The 25,573-nt window shown below is 70.0% G+C and carries 24 protein-coding genes; 16 read left to right on the forward strand and 8 right to left on the reverse strand.

All coding sequences use genetic code 11. The features are described from left to right. The first annotated feature begins 93 nt into the window (after positions 1-93). Positions 94-1,455, forward strand: a complete 1,362-nt coding sequence (locus OG609_RS38920) for an NAD(P)/FAD-dependent oxidoreductase (RefSeq protein ID WP_327277112.1) — start codon at positions 94-96, stop codon at positions 1,453-1,455. Between the two features lie 250 nt (positions 1,456-1,705). Here OG609_RS38920 and OG609_RS38925 read toward each other — a convergent pair whose 3' ends face one another. Both OG609_RS38925 and rho read right to left on the reverse strand, forming a co-directional pair. After that, positions 1,706-2,704 (reverse strand): aldo/keto reductase family protein, encoded by a 999-nt coding sequence (locus tag OG609_RS38925; protein WP_327277113.1) that lies wholly within the window; start codon positions 2,702-2,704, stop codon positions 1,706-1,708. A gap of 85 nt (positions 2,705-2,789) precedes the next feature. Beyond that, positions 2,790-3,929, reverse strand: a complete 1,140-nt coding sequence (gene rho / locus OG609_RS38930; protein WP_327277114.1) for a transcription termination factor Rho — start codon at positions 3,927-3,929, stop codon at positions 2,790-2,792. A gap of 374 nt (positions 3,930-4,303) precedes the next feature. Here rho and OG609_RS38935 point away from each other — a divergent pair, with 374 nt between their 5' ends. After that, positions 4,304-5,185 (forward strand): GNAT family N-acetyltransferase, encoded by an 882-nt coding sequence (locus OG609_RS38935; RefSeq protein ID WP_327277115.1) that lies wholly within the window; start codon positions 4,304-4,306, stop codon positions 5,183-5,185. A 67-nt stretch (positions 5,186-5,252) separates the two neighbouring features. On the opposite strand, the gene meaB is transcribed toward OG609_RS38935, so the two are convergent. Genes meaB through mutA form a run of 3 tightly spaced genes read right to left on the reverse strand, consistent with a single transcriptional unit; the run spans position 5,253 to position 10,351 of the window. After that, on the reverse strand, positions 5,253-6,272 hold the full coding sequence (gene meaB, locus OG609_RS38940; protein ID WP_327277116.1) for a methylmalonyl Co-A mutase-associated GTPase MeaB: 1,020 nt from the start codon (positions 6,270-6,272) through the stop codon (positions 5,253-5,255). 12 nt (positions 6,273-6,284) lie between these two features. Beyond that, entirely contained in the window at positions 6,285-8,486 is a 2,202-nt protein-coding gene (scpA, locus tag OG609_RS38945; protein ID WP_327277117.1) for a methylmalonyl-CoA mutase, read from the reverse strand. Continuing rightward, complete coding sequence (gene mutA, locus OG609_RS38950) at positions 8,486-10,351, reverse strand: methylmalonyl-CoA mutase small subunit (protein WP_327277118.1); 1,866 nt, start codon at positions 10,349-10,351, stop codon at positions 8,486-8,488. The genes scpA and mutA overlap by 1 nt, the downstream gene beginning before the upstream one ends. 207 nt (positions 10,352-10,558) lie before the next feature. Between mutA and OG609_RS38955 the strand changes: the two genes are divergently transcribed. The 8 genes from OG609_RS38955 to OG609_RS38990 all read left to right on the forward strand — a co-directional run bounded on the left by OG609_RS38955 (position 10,559) and on the right by OG609_RS38990 (position 17,477). Beyond that, a complete protein-coding gene (locus tag OG609_RS38955) occupies positions 10,559-10,954 on the forward strand; it encodes a TOBE domain-containing protein (RefSeq protein ID WP_327277119.1) in 396 nt (131 codons plus the stop codon). Positions 10,955-11,003: 49 nt separating this feature from the next. Further along, positions 11,004-11,810, forward strand: coding sequence for a molybdate ABC transporter substrate-binding protein (gene modA, locus OG609_RS38960; RefSeq protein ID WP_327277120.1), 807 nt, complete (start codon positions 11,004-11,006; stop codon positions 11,808-11,810). 104 nt (positions 11,811-11,914) lie between these two features. Then, positions 11,915-13,876, forward strand: a complete 1,962-nt coding sequence (locus tag OG609_RS38965) for an ABC transporter permease (RefSeq protein ID WP_327277121.1) — start codon at positions 11,915-11,917, stop codon at positions 13,874-13,876. 95 nt (positions 13,877-13,971) lie between these two features. Then, on the forward strand, positions 13,972-14,256 hold the full coding sequence (locus OG609_RS38970) for an SHOCT domain-containing protein (protein ID WP_327277122.1): 285 nt from the start codon (positions 13,972-13,974) through the stop codon (positions 14,254-14,256). Between the two features lie 200 nt (positions 14,257-14,456). Continuing rightward, positions 14,457-15,254, forward strand: coding sequence for a tyrosine-protein phosphatase (locus OG609_RS38975; protein ID WP_327277123.1), 798 nt, complete (start codon positions 14,457-14,459; stop codon positions 15,252-15,254). A 174-nt stretch (positions 15,255-15,428) separates the two neighbouring features. Next, a complete protein-coding gene (locus OG609_RS38980; protein WP_327278336.1) occupies positions 15,429-16,370 on the forward strand; it encodes a hypothetical protein in 942 nt (313 codons plus the stop codon). Between the two features lie 148 nt (positions 16,371-16,518). Then, a complete protein-coding gene (locus OG609_RS38985) occupies positions 16,519-16,923 on the forward strand; it encodes a J-domain-containing protein (protein WP_327277124.1) in 405 nt (134 codons plus the stop codon). A gap of 62 nt (positions 16,924-16,985) precedes the next feature. Further along, positions 16,986-17,477: a GNAT family N-acetyltransferase gene (locus OG609_RS38990; protein ID WP_327277125.1), complete on the forward strand. Its 492-nt coding sequence runs from the start codon at positions 16,986-16,988 to the stop codon at positions 17,475-17,477. Positions 17,478-17,546: 69 nt separating this feature from the next. On the opposite strand, the gene OG609_RS38995 is transcribed toward OG609_RS38990, so the two are convergent. Beyond that, positions 17,547-17,936, reverse strand: a complete 390-nt coding sequence (locus OG609_RS38995) for a VOC family protein (protein ID WP_327277126.1) — start codon at positions 17,934-17,936, stop codon at positions 17,547-17,549. A gap of 193 nt (positions 17,937-18,129) precedes the next feature. Between OG609_RS38995 and OG609_RS39000 the strand changes: the two genes are divergently transcribed. Beyond that, positions 18,130-18,645, forward strand: coding sequence for a DUF6328 family protein (locus OG609_RS39000; protein WP_327277127.1), 516 nt, complete (start codon positions 18,130-18,132; stop codon positions 18,643-18,645). A gap of 22 nt (positions 18,646-18,667) precedes the next feature. On the opposite strand, the gene OG609_RS39005 is transcribed toward OG609_RS39000, so the two are convergent. After that, positions 18,668-19,498, reverse strand: a complete 831-nt coding sequence (locus tag OG609_RS39005) for a VOC family protein (protein WP_327277128.1) — start codon at positions 19,496-19,498, stop codon at positions 18,668-18,670. Between the two features lie 123 nt (positions 19,499-19,621). Continuing rightward, positions 19,622-19,990, reverse strand: coding sequence for a DUF6479 family protein (locus tag OG609_RS39010; protein WP_327277129.1), 369 nt, complete (start codon positions 19,988-19,990; stop codon positions 19,622-19,624). A 591-nt stretch (positions 19,991-20,581) separates the two neighbouring features. Here OG609_RS39010 and OG609_RS39020 point away from each other — a divergent pair. The 5 genes from OG609_RS39020 to OG609_RS39040 all read left to right on the forward strand — a co-directional run bounded on the left by OG609_RS39020 (position 20,582) and on the right by OG609_RS39040 (position 25,465). Beyond that, complete coding sequence (locus OG609_RS39020) at positions 20,582-20,977, forward strand: hypothetical protein (protein WP_327277130.1); 396 nt, start codon at positions 20,582-20,584, stop codon at positions 20,975-20,977. 112 nt (positions 20,978-21,089) lie between these two features. After that, complete coding sequence (locus tag OG609_RS39025) at positions 21,090-21,656, forward strand: 2Fe-2S iron-sulfur cluster-binding protein (protein ID WP_327277131.1); 567 nt, start codon at positions 21,090-21,092, stop codon at positions 21,654-21,656. Continuing rightward, the gene (locus tag OG609_RS39030; protein ID WP_327277132.1) at positions 21,653-22,639 is read left to right on the forward strand and encodes an FAD binding domain-containing protein; all 987 of its coding nucleotides are present in this window, start codon (positions 21,653-21,655) and stop codon (positions 22,637-22,639) included. The genes OG609_RS39025 and OG609_RS39030 overlap by 4 nt, the downstream gene beginning before the upstream one ends. 42 nt (positions 22,640-22,681) lie before the next feature. Beyond that, on the forward strand, positions 22,682-24,781 hold the full coding sequence (locus OG609_RS39035) for a xanthine dehydrogenase family protein molybdopterin-binding subunit (protein WP_327277133.1): 2,100 nt from the start codon (positions 22,682-22,684) through the stop codon (positions 24,779-24,781). 174 nt (positions 24,782-24,955) lie between these two features. After that, positions 24,956-25,465 carry an ATP-binding protein gene (locus OG609_RS39040; RefSeq protein WP_327277134.1) on the forward strand — a complete coding sequence of 170 codons (510 nt, stop codon included), beginning with the start codon at positions 24,956-24,958 and terminating at the stop codon, positions 25,463-25,465. Positions 25,466-25,573: the final 108 nt, after the last annotated feature.

Here is a 25,573-nt window from a genome sequence, read left to right on the forward strand (position 1 = left end):
TCGGATGCGGCTCGTAAAGATGTGACCTGACGGGCGCGTGCGACGGGGCAGGCGAACGGAACGACCGTGCAGGCCCGAGAAGGGACGAACACTGTGGCACGACCCAGGATTCTCGTTGTCGGCGCCGGATTCGCCGGGGTGGAGTGCGTACGCCGTCTGGAGCGCGGGCTGATCCCGGGCGAAGCTGAGATCGCGCTCGTCGCCCCGTTCTCGTACCAGCTCTACCTGCCCCTGCTGCCGCAGGTGGCGGCAGGTGTGCTCACCCCGCAGTCGGTCGCGGTGTCGCTGCGCCGCAGTCGCAAGCACCGCACCCGGATCATCCCGGGCGGGGCCATCGGAGTGGACCCCAAAGCGAAGATCTGCGTCGTCCGCAAGATCACCGACGAGGTCGTCTACGAGCCCTACGACTACATCGTGCTCAGCCCCGGGAGCGTCACCCGTACCTTCGATATCCCCGGCCTGCTCGACAACGCCCGGGGTATGAAGACGCTGGCCGAGGCGGCGTACGTGCGTGACCACGTGATCGCTCAGCTCGATCTCGCCGACGCCAGCCACGACGAGAACGAGCGGGCTTCGCGCCTGCAGTTCGTGGTGGTCGGCGGCGGTTACGCGGGCACCGAGACGGCTGCCTGTCTGCAGCGCCTCACCACCAACGCGGTCAGGCACTACCCACGGCTCGACCCGAAGCTGATCAAGTGGCATCTCATCGACATCGCCCCGAAGTTGATGCCCGAACTGGGGGACAAGCTCGGCCGGAGCGCCCTGGAGGTGCTGCGCGCACGTGGCATCGAGGTGTCGCTCGGAGTCTCGGTCGCCGAGGCCGGGCGGGAGAAGGTGACCTTCACCGATGGCCGGGTGGTGCCCTGCCGCACACTGATCTGGACGGCGGGAGTCACCGCGAGTCCGCTGGTCGCCACATTCGACGCGGAGACCGTACGCGGCCGGCTGGCGGTGACGCCCGAGATGAGGCTGCCCGGCTTCGACGGAGTCTTCGCGCTCGGCGACGCCGCGGCCGTACCGGACCTGAGCAAGGGCGACGGGGCGGTCTGCCCTCCCACCGCGCAACACGCCATGCGCCAGGGCCGCAGGCTCGCCGACAACCTCATCGCCACGCTGCGGCACCAGCCGTTGAAGCCGTACGTCCACAAGGATCTCGGTCTTGTCGTGGACCTCGGTGGCAAGGACGCGGTCTCCAAGCCGATCGGCATCGAAATGCACGGAATCATCGCGCAGGCCGTCGCCCGTGGCTACCATTGGTCCGCGCTGCGGACCAATGTGGCCAAGGCGCGGGTCATGACCAATTGGATGCTCAACGCCATCGCGGGCGACGACTTCGTACGCACCGGCTTCCAGTCCCGGAACCCGGCCAAGCTGCGCGACTTCGAGTACACGGACTCCTACCTCACACCGGCGCAGGTCCGCGAGCACACCGCCTCGCTGCACACCGGCACCTGACCCCGTATCCGGCAGGCCACGGCCCGCAGCCGGGGCCGGTGCTCCTCGAAGCGGGCCGCCACAAGTTCCGGTTCGTCCATCGGTCACATTCCTTTTGTCGCGACGTGTCAGGGGAGTGACCCACGAAACCGATGCCGTTGTGACCGATGCCGGGCAGCGACACGCCTCCGGTTCGCCCCGGGCATCCGAGGTGGTGGGGCAGGGGCCGTTGTCGCGGAGGCCCCTGCCCCACACCTGCGGGCCGGTCGAATCAGCTGTTGCTCTCGTGCCCGGCCGTCAGCCCCGGGTCCCGTTCCACCACCGGGTCCAGGATGTCGTCGATGCCCTTCAGCAGCTCCGCGTCGAGTGTCACACCCGCCGCCCCGGCGTTCTCCGTCACCTGCTCGGGCCGGGAGGCGCCGATGATCGCGGCGGAGACATTGGAGTTCTGTAGCACCCAGGCGACCGCGAGCTGGGCAAGACTCAGGCCGGCCTGGTCGGCGAGCGGCCGCAGCCGCTGGACACGCTCCAGCACGTCGTCACGGAGCCAGCCGGCGACCATGCTTGCGCCTCCCTTGTCGTCCGTCGCCCGAGAGCCGGCCGGGAGCGGCGCACCGGGCTTGTACTTGCCCGTGAGGGCGCCCTGAGCGATCGGTGACCAGACGATCTGACCGATGCCCAACTCCTCGGAAGCGGGCACTACTTCGCTTTCGATGACCCGCCACAGGGCCGAGTACTGCGGCTGGTTGGAGATCAGCGGCACCTGCAGTTCGCGGGCCAGCCCATGTGCGGCGTGGAGCTGGTCGGCCGTCCATTCCGAAACGCCGATGTAGAGGGCCTTGCCGGAGCGGACGACGTCGGCGAACGCCTCCATGGTCTCTTCCAGCGGGGTCGAGTGATCGTAGCGGTGCGCCTGGTACAGGTCGACGTAATCCGTCTGCAGGCGGCGCAGCGAGTTGTCGATGGACTCCATGATGTGCTTGCGGCCGAGCCCCCGGTCGTTGTGCCCGGGACCGGTCGGGAAGTAGACCTTGGTGAACACCTCGAGTCCCTCGCGGCGCTCGTTCTTGAGCGCCCGGCCCAGGACGGCTTCGGCCCGCGTCTCGGCATAGACGTCCGCCGTGTCGAAGGTGGTGATCCCGGCGTCGAGGGCGGCGCGGATACAGGCGATCGCTGCGTCCTCCTCCACCTGGGAACCGTGGGTGAGCCAATTTCCGTAGGCGATCTCACTGATGGTCAGACCGCTGCGGCCGAGTCGGCGGAATTCCATGTGCCTGCTCTCCCTGTGCTCGTGAGGGACGGATCGTGCAAGGGCGGTCCATGCTATTGCCCCGTCCGGCGCGGCTCGGGCAGGCTCAGGTATCCGGGAGGGTGCGGTGGACCGTACGGAGGAAAGCCGCGTTGTCCGGAGTGTGCCGGATTCGGTCCAGCAGTGTTTCGAGTGCCGTCTGCGGGTCCCTGGAGTGCAGCGCGCGGCGCAGTCCGCGTACCACCCGCAACTCGGCTTCCGGAACAAGGAGTTCATCGCGCCGGGTGCCGGAAGCCTGAATGTTCACGGCCGGGTAGGTGCGCCTGTCCGCCAGCGTGCGATCGAGCCGGAGTTCCATGTTGCCGGTGCTCTTCAGATCTTCGAAGAAGTAGTCGTCGGCGCGGGAGCCGGTCTCCACCAGCGCGGTGGCCAGGATGGTGAGGGAGCCGCCCTCCTCGGTGAGTCGTGCGGCACCGAAGAGCCGTTTGGGGCCGAGCAGGGCAGCCGCGTCGACGCCGCCGCTCAGGGTGCGTCCGCCCGCGGCTGACGCGTTGTTGTGGGCGCGGCACAGCCTGGTGAGGGAGTCCAGCAGGATGACGACGTCCTGGCCCTGTTCGACCAGACGCTTGGCGCGTTCGACCGCGAGTTCGGCGAGCGCGATGTGCTCCTTCGCGGGTCGGTCGAACGTCGAGGCGAGTACCTCGCCCCGTACGGACCGGCACATGTCCGTGACCTCCTCCGGGCGTTCGTCGAGCAGCACCACCATCAGATGGCACTCGGGGTGGTTGGCGGCGACGGCTGCCGCGACCTGCTGCAGCAGCACGGTTTTGCCGGTCCTGGGCGGCGCGACGATCAGTCCGCGCTGCCCCTTGGCGATCGGGGAGACCAGGTCGACGAGGCGCATGGCCGGACTGCCGGACGGTGTTTCCAGGCGCAGCCGATGCCAGGGGTGGAGCGGGGTGAGATCGCGGAAGTGGGGCCGACCGCGCAGCGCCTGCGGAGAGCGGCCGTTGACTCGTCCGACCCCGGACAGGGTGCGGGGCCGGTCGCAGGAGCCTTCGACGACATCGCCCTTGCGCAGGCCGTGGCGGCGGATCAGGGCGGCGGAGACCTGTACGTCGCCGGGGGAGGGGTGGCCGCCACGGACGCGCAGTGCGCCGTGCCCCTGGTGCGTGATGTCGAGGAAACCGGCGGCCTCGGTGGGCAATTCCTGCTGAGCGACGGGGTGTTCGAGGGTGCTGGTCATGCGGGTGGTCCTTTCGCGGACATGGCGAATGAAGGGGCCCGGTCGGCATGGGGCGGAAGAGATCACGCCCCGGGCAACGGGCAGGAAAGCCCGGACGGGGAAAGTCCGTACCGGACGGGAAGAAGTGCTGCGGGAAAGCTGGATCACCGGTCAGGAAAGGACGGGCGCAGCAGCTCTACGAGAGCGAATCGGCACCGGCGCCTCGATTCGAGGCGTACACATGTACCAAACGCACCCTACCACGGCGCGCGCACCGGGCCGGCGGCGACGGCTGCGATATCCGGTTGCCGCGGCGCTCGCGGAGTGATGTGGTTCTCCGGGCTGCACGCCCGCCCACCCGTCCTGACCGGCGCCCTCGGCGCGGAGGAGTCATCTTGTCGATACGCATCACAGCACTGACCGACCCCGACCGTGCCGGCGCGAGCCACCGGCTGGCGTGGCTGGCGTCCGACCCCGTGGGCAGCCCCGTCGGCTCGGCCTTCCTGCGCGTCTTCACCCGTGAGGGCCAGGACCATCTCGCCGAACTGGAACTCCACGTCCACCCGGCGGAGCGCCGCAACGGCATCGGCTCACAACTGTTGGACGCGGTCGTCGTCGCTGCCCGCGAGGAGGGTCGACGCAGCGTCATCACACAGGTCGAGGCCGGTTCCTCCGGCGATCATTTTCTGCGGGCCAAGGGGCTGCGCAAGGTCCTCACCCTGACGTACGCCCGCCTACCGCTGGCGAAGGCCGACACCGGAGCTCTCCGCAGGATCGTCGGACAGCCGCATCCGGGCTACCGGCTGGTGTCCTGGGACGGCACCGTCCCGCACGACCTTGCGCCGACGTTTGCCGCGTCGCGCCGCGCCATGGACGACATGCCCATGGACGACACCGACTACGGCACGGTCGTCTGGGACGTGGACCGGGTCCGGGCCGCCGCGGCCGCCGTCGCGGCACGCGGCGAGCTGCTCCACACCGTTGCCGCCGTCGACGAGTCCGACTCCACGATCGCGGGCTTCACCGAACTGGTCTTCCCGGGCGACGGAAAGGGCGACGGCCAGCACTACGGCACCGGAGTCCTCCCCGAACACCGGGGGCACGGCCTCGCACGGTGGATGAAGGCGCAGTCCATCCTGCAGGCCCGCGAACGCCACCCGGGCCTCGACGGGCTGCTGGCGGACACCGCAGACAGCAACACGTACATGCGGAGTGTCAATGACGCGCTCGGCTACGAGCCGACGCACAAGTCGGTCGAGTACCAGCTCGATCTCTAGCTCCTGTCGTCGAACTGCCGTCGTCGCGCGCAGGGCGGCCGCGCGACATCCGGTCTCGCGTCGCCGGTCACCCCCCAGGGGCACCGCCCTCCGCCGCCGGGGTCGTGCCCCGGAACGCCCCCAGGATCTGCTCGGCCGCCAGTGTGGCCGTCAACTCGCCGTCCCGTACCCGTTGTTCGAGCGCCGGAGTGAGCGCGCGCACCTCCGGATGGCCGCGCAGGCTCTCCAGCAGCTCGTCCCGCACCATCGTCCAGGTCCAGTCGACCTGCTGGTCACGTCGTTTCGCGGCGAGCCGGCCGGTCGATTCGAGCAGCACACGGTGCTGCTCCAGCCGCTCCCACAGCGTCTCGAGACCGGTCGACTCCCGGGCGCTGCAGGTGAGTACCGGAGGCGTCCAGGCCGCGTCGACCGGGTGCATCAGCCGCAGTGCGCCCGCCAGTTCGCGCGCGGCCGCTCGTGCGTCACGCTCGTGCGGGCCGTCCGCCTTGTTGACCGCGATGGCGTCCGCCAGCTCCAGGACGCCCTTCTTGATGCCCTGGAGCTGATCGCCCGTACGGGCCAGGGTCAGCAGCAGAAACGTGTCGACCATATTGGCCACCGCCGTCTCCGACTGACCGACGCCGACCGTCTCCACCAGCACAACGTCGTACCCCGCGGCCTCCATCACCACGATGGACTCCCGGGTCGCCTTGGCCACCCCGCCGAGCGTCCCGGCGGTCGGAGAAGGACGTACGAACGCCGCGGGGTCCACCGCGAGCTGCTCCATCCTGGTCTTGTCGCCCAGGATGGAGCCGCCGGTACGGCTGGAGGAGGGATCGACGGCCAGCACCGCGACCCGGTGAGCGAGCCCGGTGAGCATCGTGCCGAGCGCGTCGATGAACGTGGACTTCCCGACCCCCGGCACGCCGCTGATCCCGATGCGCCGGGCGTTCCCCGAGTGCGGCAGCAGCTCGCGCAGCAACTGCTGGGCCAGCGCCCGGTGATCGGGGCGGGTGGACTCGACGAGAGTGATCGCGCGCGCGATGTACGCCCGCTTCCCGTCGAGCACCCCCTTCACATAGCTGTCGATGTCGATCTTCGGAGGCATCGGGTCAGCGGCTCACAGCTCGTGGCCGAGCGCGGCACCGAGCCGCGTCACCAGGTCGTACGCGGCATCCGGAATCACGGTGCCGGGCGGGAACACCGCCGTCGCCCCCGCCTCGTGCAACGCCTCGACGTCCTGCGGCGGAATCACCCCGCCCACCACGATCATGATGTCGTCGCGGCCCTCGGCTGCCAGTTCCTCGCGGAGCGCCGGTACGAGGGTGAGGTGCCCGGCGGCCAGCGAGGAGACGCCCACGACGTGCACGTCCGCCTCCACCGCCTGCCGCGCCACCTCGGCCGGCGTCTGGAACAGCGGGCCGACGTCGACGTCGAAGCCCAGGTCGGCAAAGGCCGTCGAGATCACCTTCTGGCCGCGATCGTGGCCGTCCTGCCCCATCTTGGCGACCAGGATGCGCGGACGGCGCCCCTCGGCCTCCTCGAACTGGTCCACCAGCGCCCGGGTCCGGTCCACGGAAGGGGATTCACCTGCCTCGTTGCGGTACACACCGGAGATCGTACGGATCTGGCCCGCATGCCTCCCGTACACCTTCTCCAGGGCGTCCGAGATCTCGCCCACGGTCGCCATCGCGCGTGCCGCGTCGACGGCGAGCGCCAGCAGATTGCCTTCGAGACCGGGGCCGGGGGCCCGCTCGGCCGCCGCCGTCAGCGCCCGCAGCGCGGCCTGGCACGCGGACTCGTCGCGCTCCTCGCGCAGCCGGCGCAGCTTCTCGATCTGCTGGGTGCGCACCGAGGAATTGTCGACCTTGAGCACATCGATCTGCTCGTCGGTCTCCACCCGGTACTTGTTGACCCCGATCACCGGCTGGCGCCCGGAGTCGATGCGCGCCTGGGTACGGGCCGCGGCCTCCTCGACCCTGAGCTTCGGGATGCCCGCGTCGATGGCCTGCGCCATGCCGCCCGCCGCCTCGACCTCCTGGATGTGCTGCCAGGCCCGGCGCGCCAGGTCGTACGTCAGCCGCTCCACGTACGCGCTGCCGCCCCACGGGTCGATGACCCGGCCGGTGCCCGACTCCTGCTGGAGCAGCAGTTGGGTGTTCCGGGCGATCCGCGCCGAGAAGTCCGTGGGCAGGGCGAGGGCCTCGTCGAGCGCGTTGGTGTGCAGCGACTGGGTGTGCCCCTGGGTCGCGGCCATCGCCTCCACGCAGGTCCGCGTGACGTTGTTGAACACGTCCTGCGCGGTCAGCGACCACCCCGACGTCTGTGAATGGGTACGCAGGGACAGCGACTTGGCGTTCTTCGGCTCGAACTCCTTGACCAGCTTGGACCAGAGCAGCCGGGCCGCCCGCAACTTCGCGATTTCCATGAAGAAGTTCATGCCGATCGCCCAGAAGAACGACAGCCGCGGTGCGAACGCGTCCACGTCAAGACCGGCGTCCCGCCCGGCCCGCAGGTACTCCACCCCGTCCGCGAGGGTGTACGCCAGCTCCAGATCGGCTGTCGCACCCGCCTCCTGGATGTGATAGCCGGAGATGGAGATCGAGTTGTAGCGCGGCATCTTCTGCGAGGTGTACGCGAAGATGTCGGAGATGATCCGCATCGAGGGCTTCGGCGGATAGATGTACGTGTTGCGGACCATGAACTCCTTCAGAATGTCGTTCTGAATGGTCCCGGCCAGCTTTTCTGGTCCGACGCCCTGTTCCTCGGCGGCCACGATGTACAGCGCGAGTACGGGAAGCACCGCGCCGTTCATCGTCATGGAAACCGACATCCTGTCCAGCGGAATGCCGTCGAAGAGCTGACGCATGTCGTAGATCGAGTCGATCGCCACGCCGGCCATGCCGACGTCGCCGGTCACCCGCGGGTGGTCGCTGTCGTAGCCGCGGTGGGTCGGCAGGTCGAAGGCGACGGAGAGGCCCTTCTGTCCGGCCGCGAGGTTGCGGCGGTAGAAGGCGTTGGACTCCTCGGCGGTGGAGAACCCTGCGTACTGCCGGATCGTCCAGGGCTGGTTGACGTACATCGTCGGATAAGGGCCCCGCAGATACGGGGCCATGCCCGGATATGTACCGAGGAAGTCGAGCCCCTCCAGGTCGCGCCCGGTGTACAGCGGCTTGACCGTGATGCCTTCCGGGGTCTCCCACAGCAGGTCGCCGTCGGAACTGCCGGCGGACTCCTTCACCGAGGCGCGCCACTGGTCCTCGGACACCTCGGCGGCGCCGCCGGGTCCGAGCTCGATGTCGGAGAAGTCAGGGATACGCATTACGCCACACCCATACGGTCGAGAAGGGAAGAGAGCACGGCCACCACATCGGAGCCCGCGAAGACGTACTCGTCGACACCGGTGTACTCGCCGGGTCCGCCCGCGAGGAACACTCGCTGGGCGCCGGCCGAGCCCAGCGCCTCGGCGACCGCCCCGGCCTGCTCGGCGTAGAGCGTGTCGCTGGAGCAGAGGCACGCCACGGTGGCTCCGCCGGCCCTGAATGCGTCGGCGGCCGTTGCCGCGTCTACCGAGACCGGGTCGTGGACCGGTTCGATCCCGCCGGCCTGGAACAGGTTCGAGGCGAACGACGCCCGCGCGGTGTGGGCCGCGGCCGGTCCGAGCGCGGCGAGGAACACCCGGGGCCGTTGCCCTGTCGCCGCGAGATGGGCGTCCGACCGGGCGCGCAGCACCTCGAAAGCCTCGTCACGACGGACCCTGGGCAGACCGCCCGATCCCATGGCGGGCACCTCGACGGGGGCCGCCTCGCGCTCCACCGCGCGCTCCGCCAGCTGCGGGAACTCACTGACCCCGGTGACCGGCTCCTTGCGTCGCGCCAGATCCTTGCTGCGTGCTGCCCAGGTGGCCGCGAGACGCGCGCCGATCATTCCCGAGCGCAAGGCGGCCTCCTGACCGCCCGACCGCTCGATCTCCTGGAAGAACGCCCAGGCGGCGTCGGCGAGTTCGGCGGTGAGCCGCTCCACGTACCAGGAGCCGCCAGCCGGGTCGATCACCCGGGCCAGATGCGACTCCTCCAGCAGGATCGTCGACGTATTGCGGGCGATGCGCCGGGCGAACGCGTCCGGCAGCCCCAGCGCGTGATCGAACGGCAGCACGGTGACGGAGTCGGCCCCGCCGACACCCGCGCCCAGACATGCCAGCGTCGTCCGCAGCATGTTCACCCAGGGATCGCGCCGCGTCATCATCACCGAGGACGTCACCGCGTGCTGGCGCTGCGCCCCGGCGTCGGCGGCCCCGCACACCTCGGCCACCCGGGCCCACAGCCGTCGAGCGGCCCGCAGCTTGGCGATGGTCAGGAACTGATCGGCCGTCGCTGCGTACCGGAACTCCATCTGCGCGCAGGCCTCTTCGACACAGAGCCCGGCCTCCGTCAGCGCCCGCAGATAGGCGACACCTGTCGCCAGCGAAGCGCCCAGCTCCTCGGCCGCCGAGCCGCCGGCCTCGTGGTACGGCAGGGCGTCGACGGTCAGGGCCCGCAATCCGGGATACTCCTGCGCGCACCGCTGTGCCCAGTGGACCGCCGCCGTCAGGGCGGGTTCGGCGCCGCTGCGGGCGGCCTGCCCGAGCGGGTCGGCGCCGAGGTTGCCGCGTGCGGTCCGCGCACCGACGCCCCGCTCCGCGTAGAGCCGCAGCAACTCCGTCGCCGCAGCGTCGAATTCGCCTCCGGCGTCCAGCACCACGGGAGCCAGATCGAGATATACGCCGTCCAGCGCCCCCGCCAGGGCGGACACCGGAACGCCGCCGGTACCGCCCACGGTCAGCCACAGCGAGGTGACACCGTTCTCCAGATCGGCGAGCACCGCCTCGTTGAGACGCGCAGGATCAGACAGGGTGTGCCGCTGTCGTACGTCCCACCCGCCCGCCGCGTTGCCCTCGGCCTTGCCGCCGCGGGTGAAGGGGGCGAAGCCCGGATATCCGGCATCGGGCGCGCTGTCGCGCGAGGTGTAGAGGGGGCGGGTGATGAGCCCGTCCTCCACCGTGGTGGACAGTGCTTCCTCGGCGGCCGAACCCGCGACATCCTTGCCCGATTTGCGCAGCACGCCTTCGACAAGGCTTTGCCACTGCTCATGGGCGGGGTGAGGGAATTCGGCGGCCAACGAAAGCCCGTCGGCAGGCAGGACCGTCATGCCCAGATGCTAGGTCAGGTCTCAGACGAGCAGCAGGGGCTCAGTCTGTGACCTTGCCCTCTCCGAGCGCACTTGATCCTTCACACACCGTCGCGTACCCGGCGTGGCTCCGGTGATTTGGCGCTTCCTCCAATGCACCTGGTATTTGCTCCATAGATCGGCTGTACGGATTGCAGTTGCGAGATCAATCCGAATATCTTGTCGCACATGCAGTCCTACACAATCGGGCAGGCGGCGCGTCTGCTGGGGGTCAGCCCCGATACGGCCCGTCGCTGGGCGGACGCCGGAAGGGTCGCGACCCACCGTGACGAAGGCGGCCGCAGGCTCATCGACGGCCGTGATCTGGCCGCGTTCTCCATCGAGATCGGCCAGGGCGGGGGAGGCGAGGACGAGAGCTCGTACACGTCGGCCCGCAACGCCTTCCCGGGCATCGTCACCGGAGTGAAGCTCGGCGATGTCGCGGCCCAGGTCGAGATCCAGGCAGGCCCGCACCGGCTGGTGTCGCTGCTCACCCGGGAGGCCGTCGAGGAACTCGGCCTGGAGGTCGGCATGCAGGCCACCGCTCGTGTGAAGTCCACCAACGTGCACATCGACCGCGTCTGATCGCGCATCACCTGCGACGCACATCAACTTCAAGGAGCCCCCCGTCAACATGACGACCACCTTCACCAGGCGTCGCACCGCTGCCGCGATCGCGACCGCCGCCCTGCTGTTCCCGCTCGCCGCCTGCGGGAGCGGCGACGACAACAAGAAGGACTCCGCCGGAAAGTCCGCGGCGTCGTCCGGCGCCCCCGAGGGCCGGCTGACGGTGCTGGCCGCGGCCTCGCTCACCGATGTGTTCAAGACCGCGGGCGCCGCGTACGAGAAGGAACACCCGGGTACGAAGGTGACGTTCTCCTTCGCCGGGTCCCAGGAACTCGCCGCCCAGGTCAAGCAGGGCGCACCCGCTGACGCCCTGGTCACCGCGGACACCAAGACGATGGACGGGCTGAAGTCCGACACCGGTACCCCCACCGTCATCGCCAAGAACCGCCTCGTCATCGCCACCGGGGAGGGCAACCCGGAGAAGATCGCGAACCTGAAGGACCTGACCGACCCCAAGCTCAAGGTGGTCCTGGCCGCACCCGAGGTTCCGGTCGGCCGCTACAGCAAGCAGGTCCTCGACGCCCAGAAGCTCACCGTCAAGCCGGTGTCCCAGGAGCCCAACGTCCGCGCCGTCCTCAGCAAGGTCGAGCTGGGCGAGGCCGATGCGGGCATCGTCTACAAGACCGATGCCGCCACGGCCACCGACAAGGTCGACGCCGTCGACATCCCCGACGCGCAGAACGCCGTCGCGTCCTACCCGGCGGCTACGCTGCGGCAGTCCAAGAACGCCGAGGCCGCCACGGCGTTCGTGAAGTGGCTGAGTACCCCCGAGGCGCAGAAGATCCTGCAGGCCGCAGGCTTCCAGCAGCCGTAGTCGGCACGCCGTACGCACCGCAGGGGCCGCCCGGGCCGGGGAACCGGGGCAGCCCCTGCGGCTGAGCCAGTCCTGCACCTACCGACCGATCCCGGGAACCTCCGATGAAAGCCCTCCGCAGCCGTGTGCCCGGCGCGCGCACCCCTGTCGCCCTCGCGCTCCCCGCGCTGCTCGCCATCGCGTTCCTGTTGATGCCGTTGATCGGCATCCTGGCCCGTACCTCCTGGGCCGACCTGGGCATTCATCTGACCAGCCCCGGTGTCACGCAGGCGCTCAGGCTGTCCCTGCTCGTCTCGTTCTGGGCGCTGGGCCTCTCGCTCCTGCTCGGGGTGCCCCTGGCCTGGCTGCTGGCCCGGGTCGACTTCCCCGGCAAGGCGCTCGTCCGCTCGCTGGTCCTTTTGCCGATGGTGCTGCCGCCCACCGTCGGAGGCGTGGCACTGCTCCTCGGCTTCGGCCGCCGGGGTCTGCTCGGACCGTGGCTGGAGAACACCTTCGGGATCACGCTGCCGTTCCACACCTCGGGCGCGGTGGTCGCGGCGACCTTCGTCGCGATGCCGTTCCTCGTCATCAGCCTCGAAGGAGCACTGGCCGGTCTGCGCCCTTCGTACGAAGAGACCGCCGCCTCGCTGGGGGCCTCACCGGCCCGGGTGTTCTTCACGGTCACCCTTCCGATGGTCGCCCCCGGTCTCGCCGCCGGTGCCGCACTCACCTGGGCACGGGCGCTCGGCGAGTTCGGTGCGACCATCACCTTCGCGGGCAACCTGCCGGGCACCACCCAGACACTGCCCCTCCAGGTCTACCTGTTGCTCCAGGACTCCCCGGAGGCCGCCACATCGGTATCGCTCCTCCTGCTCGCCATAGCCATGGCCGTACTCGTCGCTCTGCGCGGGCGCTGGACCGGAGCGCCGCGCGACCGCTCACGCGGCCCCGAGCCCGCGGCCGACGACGTGGACGGCAGGGGCGATACGGACACAGCAGGCGCTCAGGCCGCCCGACGGAGCGACGAAATGCCTCCGGTTCCGCAGGAACGCCGGTCGCTGCACGCCGAGGTCACCGGCTTCAACCGGCTGACCCTCGACGCGGCGCCCGGCACCACGATCGCCGTCGTCGGACCCAACGGCGCGGGCAAGACGACCCTCCTGCGCGCCCTTCTCGGTCTGACCCCGCGCGCCCGGGCCCGGCTGCGCCTCGGCGAAACCGACGTCACCGAGTTGCCCCCGCACCGCCGCCAGGTGGCCTGGGTGCCGCAGAACGGTGCGCTCTTCCCGCATCTGAGCGCACTGACGAACACGGCGTACGGGCTCCGCGCCCACGGCGTTCCCCGGGCCGAGGCCCGCCGCGAGGCGCAGCAGTGGCTCGACCGGCTGGGCGTCGGCCGCCTCGCCCACCGCAGGCCCGGCCAGCTCTCCGGCGGCCAGGCCCAGCGCGTGGCCCTGGCCCGGGCGCTCGCCGCCCGCCCCTGGCTGCTGCTGCTCGACGAGCCGCTCGCCGCGCTCGACCAGACCACCCGCGCCCACGTCCGGCACACCCTGCGCACCCATCTCGCCGGGTTCGGCGGAGTCTGTCTGATCGTCACCCACGACCCCGTCGAAGCGGTTTCACTGGCCGACCGGGTACTCGTACTCGACGAGGGCCGCACCCTCCAGTACGCGGCGCCTGCCGAGGTGACCCGGCATCCGCGCTCGCCGTGGGTCGCCCGGATGCTCGGCCGCAACGCCTGGCCCGGGACCGCTGCCCCCGACGGCACCCTCGCCCTCGCCGGCGGCGGCCGCCTGGTCGTCGCGGACTCCCTCACCGAGGGGACGGCAGCCCTTGCGATCATCGCGCCGGAAGCGGTCGCCGTGCACCACGACAGGCCCGGGGGAAGCCCCCGCAACGTCTGGTCCGGAACGGTTCGCGAGCTCACCGCCGTGGGTAGCCGGCTCCGGGTGGTGATCGTCTCCGACGAGGCTCCGGACCTGGTTGCCGAGATCACCCCCGAGGCGGCGACCGAGCTGGCTCTCAGCGAGGGGACGGCCGTCTGGACCAGCGTGAAGGCAACCGAGGTCACCGTCGTCACCCTGTGACGGAATCACCCTTGTATCCACCGGTTGCAGGTGATTAGCAGCACCAGCAGGCGAAGTTCGCCGCACGCGACGCCCAGGAAGCCGCCCAAGGGCAGGTGCAGCAATATGCCGCGGAGCAGCAGACCGCACAGCAGCAGGCCCCCGCCGCACCGCCTGCGGACGATCTCATCGGCCGGTTGGAGCGGCTGGCCGAGCTGAAGAAGCAGGGCATCCTGACCGATGCCGAGTTCGAGGCCCAGAAGGCGAAGATCCTGGCGGACCGATCCGGTCGTACCGCCGCGGGGAATCGTGCAGTCGAGAAATCAACGGCTGTCGGCCCCGCCCACGCGCCGACAACTGTTCCATGTCGAGCGAGTTACTGCGGAAGCATGGCCCATTAAGACCAGGACGCCGTCTAAGTATCCCGTGCCCCTGACCTGAAGGGGGGCGGTTGCAATTTCGCATTTCCTTTATCTCCTTCGATGTCGTCGATCGGTGCTCCTCCGGCGTTTTACTTTGTCGATCTCCCGACCGCGTGCGACGTTTGATCCGGCCAGGTCGAATCAATTCGGATACGTGTCGGGAAAAGGGGAAGTTCATCGTGCAAACCGCCAGGGCCGTCCCGGCATCCACCGTCGTCAACCTTCGCGACCTGGGCGGCATCGCTCTGGGTCCTGACCATCGGGTCCGGCCGGGCGTCGTGCTGCGCTCCGGCCAGCTCAGTGGTCTGGACGCGGCGCAGGACATGGCGGTGGAGGCGCTCGGCATCCGTACCGTCGTCGATCTGCGCACTGCCGACGAGCGTGCGGCGGCCCCCGACCGGCTGCCGCCCGGTGCGCGGCTCTTCGTCGCCGATGTGCTCGGCGACAACCCGGGTGTGGCGCCCGCCCGGCTGCGCGCGCTGCTCGCCGATCCGGTCGAGGCGGAGCAGCTGCTGGGGAGTGGGAAGGCCGAGGAGATGTTCGCCGAGACCTACCGTCAGATGGTGCTCTCGCCGGGTGCCGCCGCAGCTTACCGGGCCTTCGTGGAGACGGCCGCCGACGACCGGGCCCGCCCGGTGCTCTTCCACTGCACGGCCGGCAAGGACCGTACGGGCTGGGCCACCGCGCTGCTGCTGATGCTGGTCGGTGCGTCACGGGATGTGGTGCGGGCCGAGTTCCTCGCGGTGAACCCGGTCGTTCGGGTCGCCTATGCCCCGTACGTACAGGGCTTCCTCGATGCGGGCGGTGACCCGGAGATCGCGTCCGCGATCATCGAGGTCCGCCCCCGCTATCTCGACACGGCGCTGGACGCCATGGACGAGAGGTGGGGCGGGCTCGACGGGTATGTGCGCGACGGCCTGAGAATTCCGGAGGCCGCGGTGGAGCGGCTGCGCAGCGGGCTCGTGGTGTCCGCATGAGCCGGACGCCGAGACCCCGGTCCCTCCCCGGTGTCGTCGGCCGGTCTCTCGCGGGAGTGTGAAGCAATCGGCAGGCAATGAACGCACTCCCGGGTTGACTTGATACCCCCAGGGGGTATGTTGGGTCCCATCGCGGAGCGCCGTCTCCCGATGGACCCGATGGAGGACACCGTCATGAACAACGCACTGAGGATCACGGCCTTCGCCGCCGCGCTCGCCGCGACCTTCGGGACCGCGTACGGCGTGGGGAGGGGTGCCGACCCGCTCGTGGCCGCTGAGGACCGCCCCGCGCAGCAGCATGCCGGCCACGGCGCGGGAGAGGGGGGCGGGGCGAGGGGGGCGACGGATCAAGTGGCCGGCGGACTGCAGATCTCCGACGGCGGTTACACGTTGGCCCTCGAAACACCCACGATACGAGCAGGGGCCCGGACCGAGATCAGGTTCGCCATCACGGATGAGAGCGGCCGCAAGGTCACCGCCTATCAACGCGAGCACGGCAAGGAACTGCACTTCATCCTTGCGTCGAGCGATCTCACCGAATTCCGGCACCTGCACCCCGTCCGCGCGGCCGACGGCACCTGGTCGACCCCCGTCGACCTGCCCGAGGCGGGTGGCTACCGGGCGTTCGCCGACTTCACGCCGGCCGCCGAGGGTGCCGAGAACCTCACGCTGGGCGCGGATCTGGCGGTCTCCGGCACCTACCGCCCCGCGGCTCTGCCGGTCCCGCGCACCACCGCCGAGGTGGACGGCTATCGCGTCGCACTCGACGGCGAACTCCGCGCCGGCCAGGGCGGAGAGCTGAAGCTGACCGTCAGCCGGAACGGCCGGCCCGTCACCGATCTGCAGCCTTACCTCGGCGCGTACGGGCACCTGGTCGCGCTGCGCTCGGGCGACCTGGCCTATCTGCACGTCCACCCGAACGAGGGCGGCCCGGGGCCTGTGGTGTCCTTCACGGCGACGGCGCCCAGTACGGGTACGTACAGGCTCTTCCTCGACTTCCAGCATGCAGGGAAGGTCCGCACCGCGGCGTTCACCGTCCCGGTGGTGGCATCGGGGGAGGGTGTCGCCGGCCATGAGGAGAGCGGGACAGGGGCATCCGGCGGGCACGCGCACTGAAGCGGGCACGGGGGTGTGCCCCCCGGACCCCGAAACGGCGTTGCGTCGGCGCCCGTTGCGAGGTGGCGACGTGGGCACAGCGGGTGCTCCTGCGGCCACTCGGTATCGTGAAAGGGCAGGATCACGAATCCTCCGAGAGGGGCGTACGTTGACCGAACGCAAGCCTGCGGGCGTCAGCTTCGAATCATGGGTCGACAAGCAGATCCGCGAGTCCGAGCAACGTGGCGACTTCTCGCAGTTGCCGGGATTCGGTAAGCCGCTCGACGGCCTTGACGCTCCCTACGACGAGACCTGGTGGATCAAGCAGAAGATGCAGCGGGAAGGGGTGTCGGTGCTCCCGCCGACACTGGCGCTGCGCAAAGAGGCGGAGGATGTGCGCGACGCCGTGCCCGGGGCGCGGACGGAGGCCGAGGTGCGGCGCATGCTGACAGAGGTCAACGAGAAGATCCGGGCAGCCATCAGGCGGCCACCGCCGGGTCCCCTGCTGAACCTCAAGCCGTTCGACATCGACGCCATGGTCGAGGAGTGGCGCGCCGCGCGCGGACCGTCGTAGCGGTCGGGAGCCCGCGGACCCGGGAGTGGGTCCCCCGCAGCCGGATGCGTAATACTCGCCCCATGACATCGAGCATTACGCGTCCGGGTGACGGTGTGCGCAGCGAGACCGTACGAATCAGGCGGGCGACCGCACGGGACACTAAGCGGCTCACCCGACTGGTCAGGAAATCCCGCGCCTATGAGGGGCCCTACGCCGCCATGGTCGCCGGATACCGGGTGGGGCCCGACTACATCGAGACCCACCAGGTCTTCGCGGCCGTCGAGCCCGGCACCGACCGGCTCCTCGGCTTCTACTCGCTGATCCTCGCCCCGCCGGAACTCGACCTCATGTTCGTCGCCGACGATGCGCAGGGGCTCGGCATCGGGCGGCTGCTCATCGGGCACCTGCGCGACGAGGCGCAGAGCGCCGGCCTGACCGGCGTCCGCATCGTCTCGCATCCGCCCGCCGAGGGCTTCTACCGCAGTGTCGGGGCCCGGCGGACCGGCATCCTCGCGGCCAACCCGCCCGCCGTGATGTGGGACCGGCCCGAACTGGTACTGCCGGTCGCCTGACCTGACGCGGAAGGGCCCGGCCGGACCCGTGCACGGACCCCGGCCGAACCCCCTTTCCAGTGCGTCGTGTTACGAGGTCCAGCCCCCGTACGGACGCGTGATGATCTCCATGGCGTGACCGGCGGGATCGAGGAAGTAGACGCCGCGGCCGCCGTCGTTGTGGTTGATCTCGCCCGGATGCTTCTGATGCGGATCCGCGTAGTGCGTGATCCCGAGCTCCTTGATGCGGGCATACGCCGTGTCGAACTCCGCCTCCGAGACGAGGAAGGCGTAGTGCTGCATGACGATCGACGCTTCGGGAATGGTTGCGAAGTCCAGAGTGACCCCGTTCGCGGTGGCGACCGGTATGAACGGGCCCCATTCCCCGCCGACTTCCAGACCCAGTATGTTCGCCAGGAACTCGGCGGATTGCCGGTTGTCCCGGGCGTGAATGATGGTGTGATTCAACTCGACTGACACTGTGGAATGCCTCCAACGGGCATCTCACGGGCACCTCCACGCCTCACCCGGCCGGTGACCGACGCGCGATGCCGTACTCAAGATCCTAGGCGGGGTCGTGCCGGTCGTCGAGGCCCGGTGTGCCCGGTGTGAGGTCTACGGTGGGGGAGGAGGGGAAGGCGAAGTACTCCGCGCATTCGGACGGAGGCTCACGGTGACCTCGACACCCCACCTCCCCGGCGGTCCGGGCCGCGAAACAGGCCGCCACGAGACGCCGGAGGAACGGGCGGACCGGCAGTGGAACGAACTGCTCCAGGAACTGCGGGTGGCCCAGACTGGCGTCCAGATCCTGTTCGGCTTCCTGCTCGCCGTCGTCTTCCAGCCGCGCTTCACCGAGCTGTCGGACACCGACCGCACCATCTATGTGGTCACCGTGATGCTGGGCTCCGCCACTGTCGCCGCCCTCATCGGGCCCGTGTCGTACCACCGGCTGCTCACCGGACGTCGGCTCAAGCCACAGACGGTCACCTGGGCGTCACGGCTGACCGTGCTCGGGCTGGTCCTGCTGCTGTGCACCATGTGTTCCGCACTGCTGCTCATCCTGCGGGTGGCCCTGCACAACCCTCTCGCCCTGTGGCTGGTCGGCGGCATGGCGCTTTGGTTCCTGGTCTGCTGGCTCGTGTTCCCGGCCCGGGCGCTGGCCCGCTCCTCACTCCAGCGCGAGAAGTGACCGCTGTACGAGGGAGATCCGTTCAGCCGGAATCGCCGGCAGCGGGGCCCCGGATGTCCGTGACCGTGAAGAGCCCGCCGTCCGGGTCCAGCAGGGTCGCCTCGCTGCTGCCCTGCCCCAGCGGACGCTGCTCGACCAGACTGCCGCCGTGCTGTCGCGCCGCCTCGACCGTGGCCGCCAGATCGGCGACGGGGAAGTGGACCTGCCAGTGTGGGCGGACCAGCGGATCGGGTGCCGCCTCCACCGCACCGGAGCTGATCCGGGCGAGCTGACGCCCGTCGCACTCGACGATGACCTCGTCCTTCTCGTACGACACCTCGCAGCAACCGGGCCGCCCGCTCGCCCAGTCGAGCACCCCGCCGTAGAAGATCGCCGCATCGAAGGCGTTCCTGGTGTGCAGGCGCAGCCATGCGTGCGAGCGGTCGTCCGGCGCGGGGGGCGAAGTCGCGGGCTCGGTCCTCTCCCAGATGCCGAACACCGCACCGTCGAGGTCCGCCGCCAGGGCCCCGCGCCCCTTGCCGAGTGCCAGCGGTCCCACCGCGACCGTGCCGCTGCGCTCACGGATGCGTGAGGCCGCCGCGTCGGCGTCGGGAACGGCGAAGTATGGGGTCCAGGCCACGGCAACCCGGTAGGCGGTCGCCACCGCGCCGATGCCGGCGACCGGCACATCCCCGCGGCGTGCGACGGAGAACTCCTGCCCCAGCTTGCCCGGCCGGAAGGTCCAGCCCAGCACGGCGGCGTAGAATTCCTGCGCGGATTCCAGGTCGCGGGTCATGAGGTTGACCCAGCAGGGCGCTGCGGATCCGGTCAGCGGCGCCGGCATCGACGCCGTCCCAGGATGGCTTCCGGTCATGGTCCTACTGCCTTCATCGGTTCTGCGGCCCGCGCGTGACGGCGGCCGTGGGGGCCTCACCAGCCTCACCGCGAGCGGTCGCTCCCGCAACACGCAGCACCCCGTCTGCCTCGCCGCAGCTGCTCAGTGAGGCGCCTGCGTCCCCTGGTCTCCCGGAGGCCGGTCACGCTGCTCGTCGCTGTCGCGATGGATGGTCTCGCTTCCGTGGTCACCGAGCTCATAGGGGGACAGGCCCCGGCCGTCGGGCGGGAAGCTGTCGTCGCCGTGGACATCGCGTTGCTCGATATGGCTCCGGTGGTCGGGCCGCAGCGGCTGCTCCTCGGGCCGGGGCGGAGGCAGCTCCTGGGCTCGGCGCCGCCTGCCCAGCCAGACGGCACCGATCAGCACGCCCACCAGCGCCACTCCGACAATGCCCATGATCGCGCCGGTTGCGCCCCGCCCGTCGGCGAGGGTGAGGGCCAGCGAACTGAGGTCTCCGTTCGATACGTCCATGCCTCCCGGATACCCCGAGGCAGAGGCATCACTCGGTAATGAGTGTGAATTCATGTTTTAAGTGGATATAAACCTAAAAGTGTTTTGGTTCCGCACGGGGGTGATCGGAGGGGGCCCCGGCGCCTGGACCAACCACTTGCCGACGGCTTCGTGTCGCCGTCACCCAGCCGTGGGGCGAGCCTGGAGAGGATCCTCGAATCGCTGGAGGGAAGCGATGGGAGTGCCGAATCCGCTCAGCCGATGGCCGGTCCGGGGATGGCTCCGGCCACGGCCCCCACATGCGAGAACGCACCGGCCGGGCCGCGGAGCGTCGGCTCGGCATGGTGGGCGAGACCTACCGGCAGGGGCGGGCCGGTGCGCTGCTGCGCTCCGCCCGCATCCTGACCGCGGCCGGCCGGGTGGGTGCGGCGCTCCTCGGCCGCCGCGGCCGACCGGCGCCGCCGTCGGGGCCGGGCTCGCCCTGCTCGCCGGTTCGGCCCGCACACGCTTCGGGATCTTCGCGGCAGGCATCGCCTCCGCCGAGGACCCCGTCCGCACCGTCGGCCCCCAGCGCGGGGACGCACCACACAACGCCGAGCGGAAGGAACCGCGGTGAACAGCATCAAGGAGAAGCAGACGGAGGAGAGCTCGCACGTCGAGGACGTCTCTGTCGTCATCAGCGGGTGCGATACGGGCGACGCGCGGATGGTCTTCGACGCGCTGCGGGCCGCCTTCACCACTGACCGGGCCTCGGTCGACGTACCGAAGAAACTCGCGGAAAGGCGCCCCACCGCATGGGTGGCGACGGTCGATGTCACCGAGGAGAGAGTGGTCTCGGGACCGGTCTCACTCGGCGGACCCGTGTCGATCGATGTGCAGGGCGGCTACTGGGCGGTCGAACGGCTCCGGCGGAGCCTGGCGCATGCCTTCGACGTACGGGTCGTCGGGACGGTCTCCGGAGATCAGGAGGAAGAGGTACGCCTCCGCCTGAAAAGCCGGGAGAGCTGAGAAAGCCGAGAGAGCCGACAGGCCACGGCCCGGCGACGGAGCAATGAGGCAGGAAGGTAATGCATATCTGATAGAAAGCGGACAAAAGGCCACCCCTGAAAGGTGCGAGTGAGTGGACCCCTCTCGCGGGCGGGACGACGGTACGCAACAGCCGGGAGCAACTGGCGACCGTTCCACCCTGACACTGCACATCAACGGAACCGAGCAGACTCTGACGCTCGATCACCGCACCACGGTCCTGGACGCGCTCCGCGAACACCTCGACCTCACCGGCGCGAAGAAGGGCTGCGACCACGGACAGTGCGGGGCGTGCACCGTCATCGTCGACGGACGGCGCGCCAACAGCTGCCTGCTGCTCGCCGTCGCCCACGACGGCGCCGACATCACCACCGTCGAGGGCCTCGCCGACGGCGACCGGCTCCACCCCGTCCAGGAAGCCTTCCTGGACCGCGACGCCCTGCAGTGCGGCTACTGCACACCCGGCCAGATCTGCTCGGCGGTCGGCATGCTCGGCGAGGCGGCGGACGGCTTCCCGTCCCATGTCACCGCTCGCACCGCACCCGTATCCACCCCGGCGCCGCTCGACACCCCCGAGATCCGCGAGCGGATGAGCGGCAACCTGTGCCGCTGCGGCGCCTACCCCCGTATCGTCGAGGCGATCGAGGACGTGGCGCCGTGAAACCATTCGCCTACCTCCGCGCCCGGTCCACCGCCGAAGCGGTCCGTGAGAGCTCCGCCCACCCCGGCGCCGGATTCCTCGGCGGCGGCACCAACCTCGTCGACCTGATGAAGCTCGGAGTGGAAACCCCCGACCTGCTCATCGACATCAGCCGACTGCCCCTGGACCAGGTGGCCGACACCGACGACGGCGGACTACGGATCGGCGCGACCGTACGCAACAGCGACCTGGCCGCCCATCCCGCTGTACGCACCCGCTACCCCGTCCTGTCGCAGGCACTGCTGTCCGGCGCATCCGGGCAGCTCCGCAACACCGCCACGACCGGCGGCAACCTGCTGCAGCGCACCCGGTGCCCCTACTTCCAGGACACTTCCAAGCCCTGCAACAAGCGGGAACCCGGCACCGGCTGCCCCGCCCTCGAAGGCGCCCACCGCGATCTCGCCGTGCTCGGCCACTCCGAGCACTGTGTCGCCACGAACCCGTCCGACATGGCCGTGGCCCTGTCCGCGCTCGACGCCACCGTTCAGTTGCACGGGCCGGACGGCGAACGGACCGTATCCGCCACCGAATTCCACCGGCTGCCGGGCGACACCCCCCACCGGGACACCGAGATCCGGGTCGGCGAGCTCATCACCGAGGTGGTCCTGCCGCCGAGCCCGGACGGCGCCGGTTCCCTCTACCGAAAGGCCCGCGACCGCGCCTCGTTCGCGTTCGCCCTCGCGTCCGTCGCCGCGGTACTGAGCGTCCGCGACGGCCGGATCGAGCATGCGGCGCTGGCCTTCGGCGGGCTTGCCCACCGACCCTGGCGCGCACATGCCGCAGAAGACGCACTCCGGGGCGCACCGGCGACCGACGAGACCTTCGAACGGGCCGTGGACGCCGAACTCGCCACGGCCCGGCCGCTGCGCGACAACGCGTTCAAGGTGGGCCTCGCCCGCAATCTGGCCGTCGACGCGCTGGCCGAACTCGCCGCCGACAGCTGAGCAACCGCACAAACGCCGACCCGCAGACGTGAGGACCCCGTCATGAGCCAGGCCCCTCCACCACTGGGCACCCCCGTCGCACGCCGCGAGGGCCGGGACAAGGTCACGGGCGCCGCCCGTTACGCCGCCGAGCACACCCCGCCGGGCTGTCTGTACGGCTGGCCCGTCCCCGCCACCATCGCCCGCGGCCGCGTCAGCGCCGTCCACACCGACGAGGCGCTGGCCCTGCCGGGCGTGCATGCCGTCCTCAGCCACGACAACGCCCCGCGGCTGAAGCAGCCCGATGACCCGATCCTTGCCGTCCTCCAGGACGACCGGGTCCCGCACCGGGGCTGGTACATCGCGCTCGTGGTGGCGGACACGCTCGACCAGGCCCGTGCCGGGGCCGAGGCACTGCGGATCGCGTACGAGGCCACCGAGCACGATGTCCTTCTGTCCGAGAAGCACCCCGGCCTGTACACGCCGGAGACCGTCAACGGCGAGTACCCCGCCGTCCGTGAACGCGGCGACGCCGACCGGGCCTTCGCCACGGCACCTGTACAGGTCGACGCCACTTACGCCATCGGCGCCCTGCACAACCACCCCATGGAGCCACACGCGTCCACCGCGCAGTGGACGAAGGACGGGCACCTGCACGTACACGACTCGAATCAGGGCTCCACCACGGTCCGCGAGAGCCTCGCCGCCGCCTTCGGGCTCCGGCCGCAGCAGGTCACCGTGGTCTCCGAACACGTCGGGGGCGGCTTCGGCTGCAAAGGCACCACACGCCCGCAGGCCGTCCTGGCGGCCATGGCCGCGCGCGACACCGGACGCCCCGTCAAGGTCGCCTTGGACCGGCGCCAGTTGGCTGCCGTGGTCGGCCACCGCCCGCCCACCGTGCAGCGCCTCCGGCTCGGTGCCGAACTCGACGGCACCCTCACCTCGGTCTCCCATGAGGTCATCACCCAGACCTCCACCGTCAAGGAGTTCGTGGAGCAGGCGGCCGTCCCGGCCCGCATCATGTACGGGTCGGCGCACAGCCGTACCACCCATCGTGTGACCGCCCTGGATGTGCCGAGCCCCTCCTGGATGCGCGCACCGGGCGAAGCCCCGGGCATGTACGCGCTGGAATCCGCCATGGACGAACTCGCCGCGGCCCTCGGCATGGACCCCGTCGAACTGCGCCTGCGCAACGATCCGGCCGACGATCCCGACTCCGGCCGCCCGTTCAGCAGCCGAGGCCTCGCCGCCTGTCTGGAGGAGGGTGCCGCACGCTTCGGCTGGTACGACCGCGATCCGCGCCCCGCGGTCCGAGAAGAGGGTCCGCTGCTGGTCGGTACGGGTGTCGCGTCCGCCACGTACCCCGTGTACATCGCCGGCTCCAGCGCCTCGGCACACGCGGCCCCCGACGGCTCGTACCGCATCCAGGTCAATGCCACCGACATCGGCACCGGCGCCCGCACCGTACTCGCGCAGATCGCGGCCTCCGTACTGGACACCCCGGTGGAGAACGTCCGGATCGACATCGGCAGCAGCGAACTGCCCGACGCCCCGCTGGCCGGCGGCTCCTCGGGCACGGCCTCCTGGGGCTGGTCCGTGCACAAGGCTTCCACTGCGCTCCTGCGGCAGCTGCGCGAGCGCACCGGCCCCCTTCCGGCCGAGGGGCTGACGATCTTCGCGGACACCGGGCAGGAGACCTCCGAGGAGTCCCCGTACGCACGGCATGCGTTCGGTGCGCACTTCGCCGAAGTCGCTGTCGACTCCCGCACCGGAGAAGTGCGGGTGCGCCGGATGCTCGGTGTCTTCGCCGCCGGGCACATCCTCAACCCCCGTACCGCGCGCTCCCAGTTCATCGGAGGTATGACCATGGGAATCGGCATGGCCCTGACCGAGGGCAGCACCATGGACCCCGTCTTCGGCGACTTCACCGAGAGCGATCTCGCCTCCTACCATGTGCCGGTCTGCGCCGACGTACCGGAGATCGAGGTGCACTGGATCGACGAGGACGACCCGCATCTCAACCCGATGGGCAGCAAGGGCATCGGCGAGATCGGCATCGTCGGCGCCGCGGCGGCTGTCGGCAACGCTGTCCGGCATGCCACCGGCGTCCGGCTGCGCAGCCTTCCTCTCACCCCGGACACGCTGCTGCCGTATCTGCTCTGACCTGGGCAGATACTTTTTGTACGGCAGGCCCCTCGGCCTCTGTGTTGCGCGTCCGGCTCTGCAGGGTCACCCTGTTGAGTGACCCAGAAGTGACATCTGCTCACTCTTCGTATGCGGGGGGTCGTTGGTTCAATGGGGCGAAGTCAGTGGGCCTCGATGTGAGGAGCCTCGACGATGACCGTTCAATTCGACCGGCACTATCTGGTCGAACTCCAGGTTTCGGCAGAGCGTGTTTCGCAGCTGCGGCGGATAATCGCCGCGCACCTCCGCCATTGGAGTCTCGAACTTCATATCCGGCCGGTGTGCCGGGGTGTGGAGGAGCTGCTGACCAATGTCCACCGGCATGTCGGTGACGACAACAACTGTGTCGTCGAACTCCGATGGTCCGGGCGGCATCTCACGGTCTCTGTCGCCGACAACGGCTCCGAGATGCCGCGGCTGCTCAGCACCGGCGGCGGTGGTCTCAGCCGCGTCATGGCCCTGAGCGACAGCTGGGGTACCTGCCGCACGGCCGACGGCAAAGTCGTCTGGTTCACCCGGTACGCCAAAGAGCCGCGCACCGTCGACCTGCTGCCGTTGCCGCCGCTGCCCGGTGCGGGCGAGTTCCGTTGTCCGCCCGTCGCTGTTCCGGATCCGGTTCCCGAAACCACGACGGCATCCGACTCCGCCCCCGCTCTCGTCTGAGTCGGGCCACCAGGACCGGTACTGCCGGCTTCCGTACCCGCTGAACGCTTCACCTCCCGGCGCGGACGGCGTGCGCACCGCACGCCTGGTCCGCGCCGGTCGGGTATC

This window comes from Streptomyces sp. NBC_01224 (genome assembly GCF_036002945.1).
Lineage (GTDB): Bacteria > Actinomycetota > Actinomycetes > Streptomycetales > Streptomycetaceae > Streptomyces.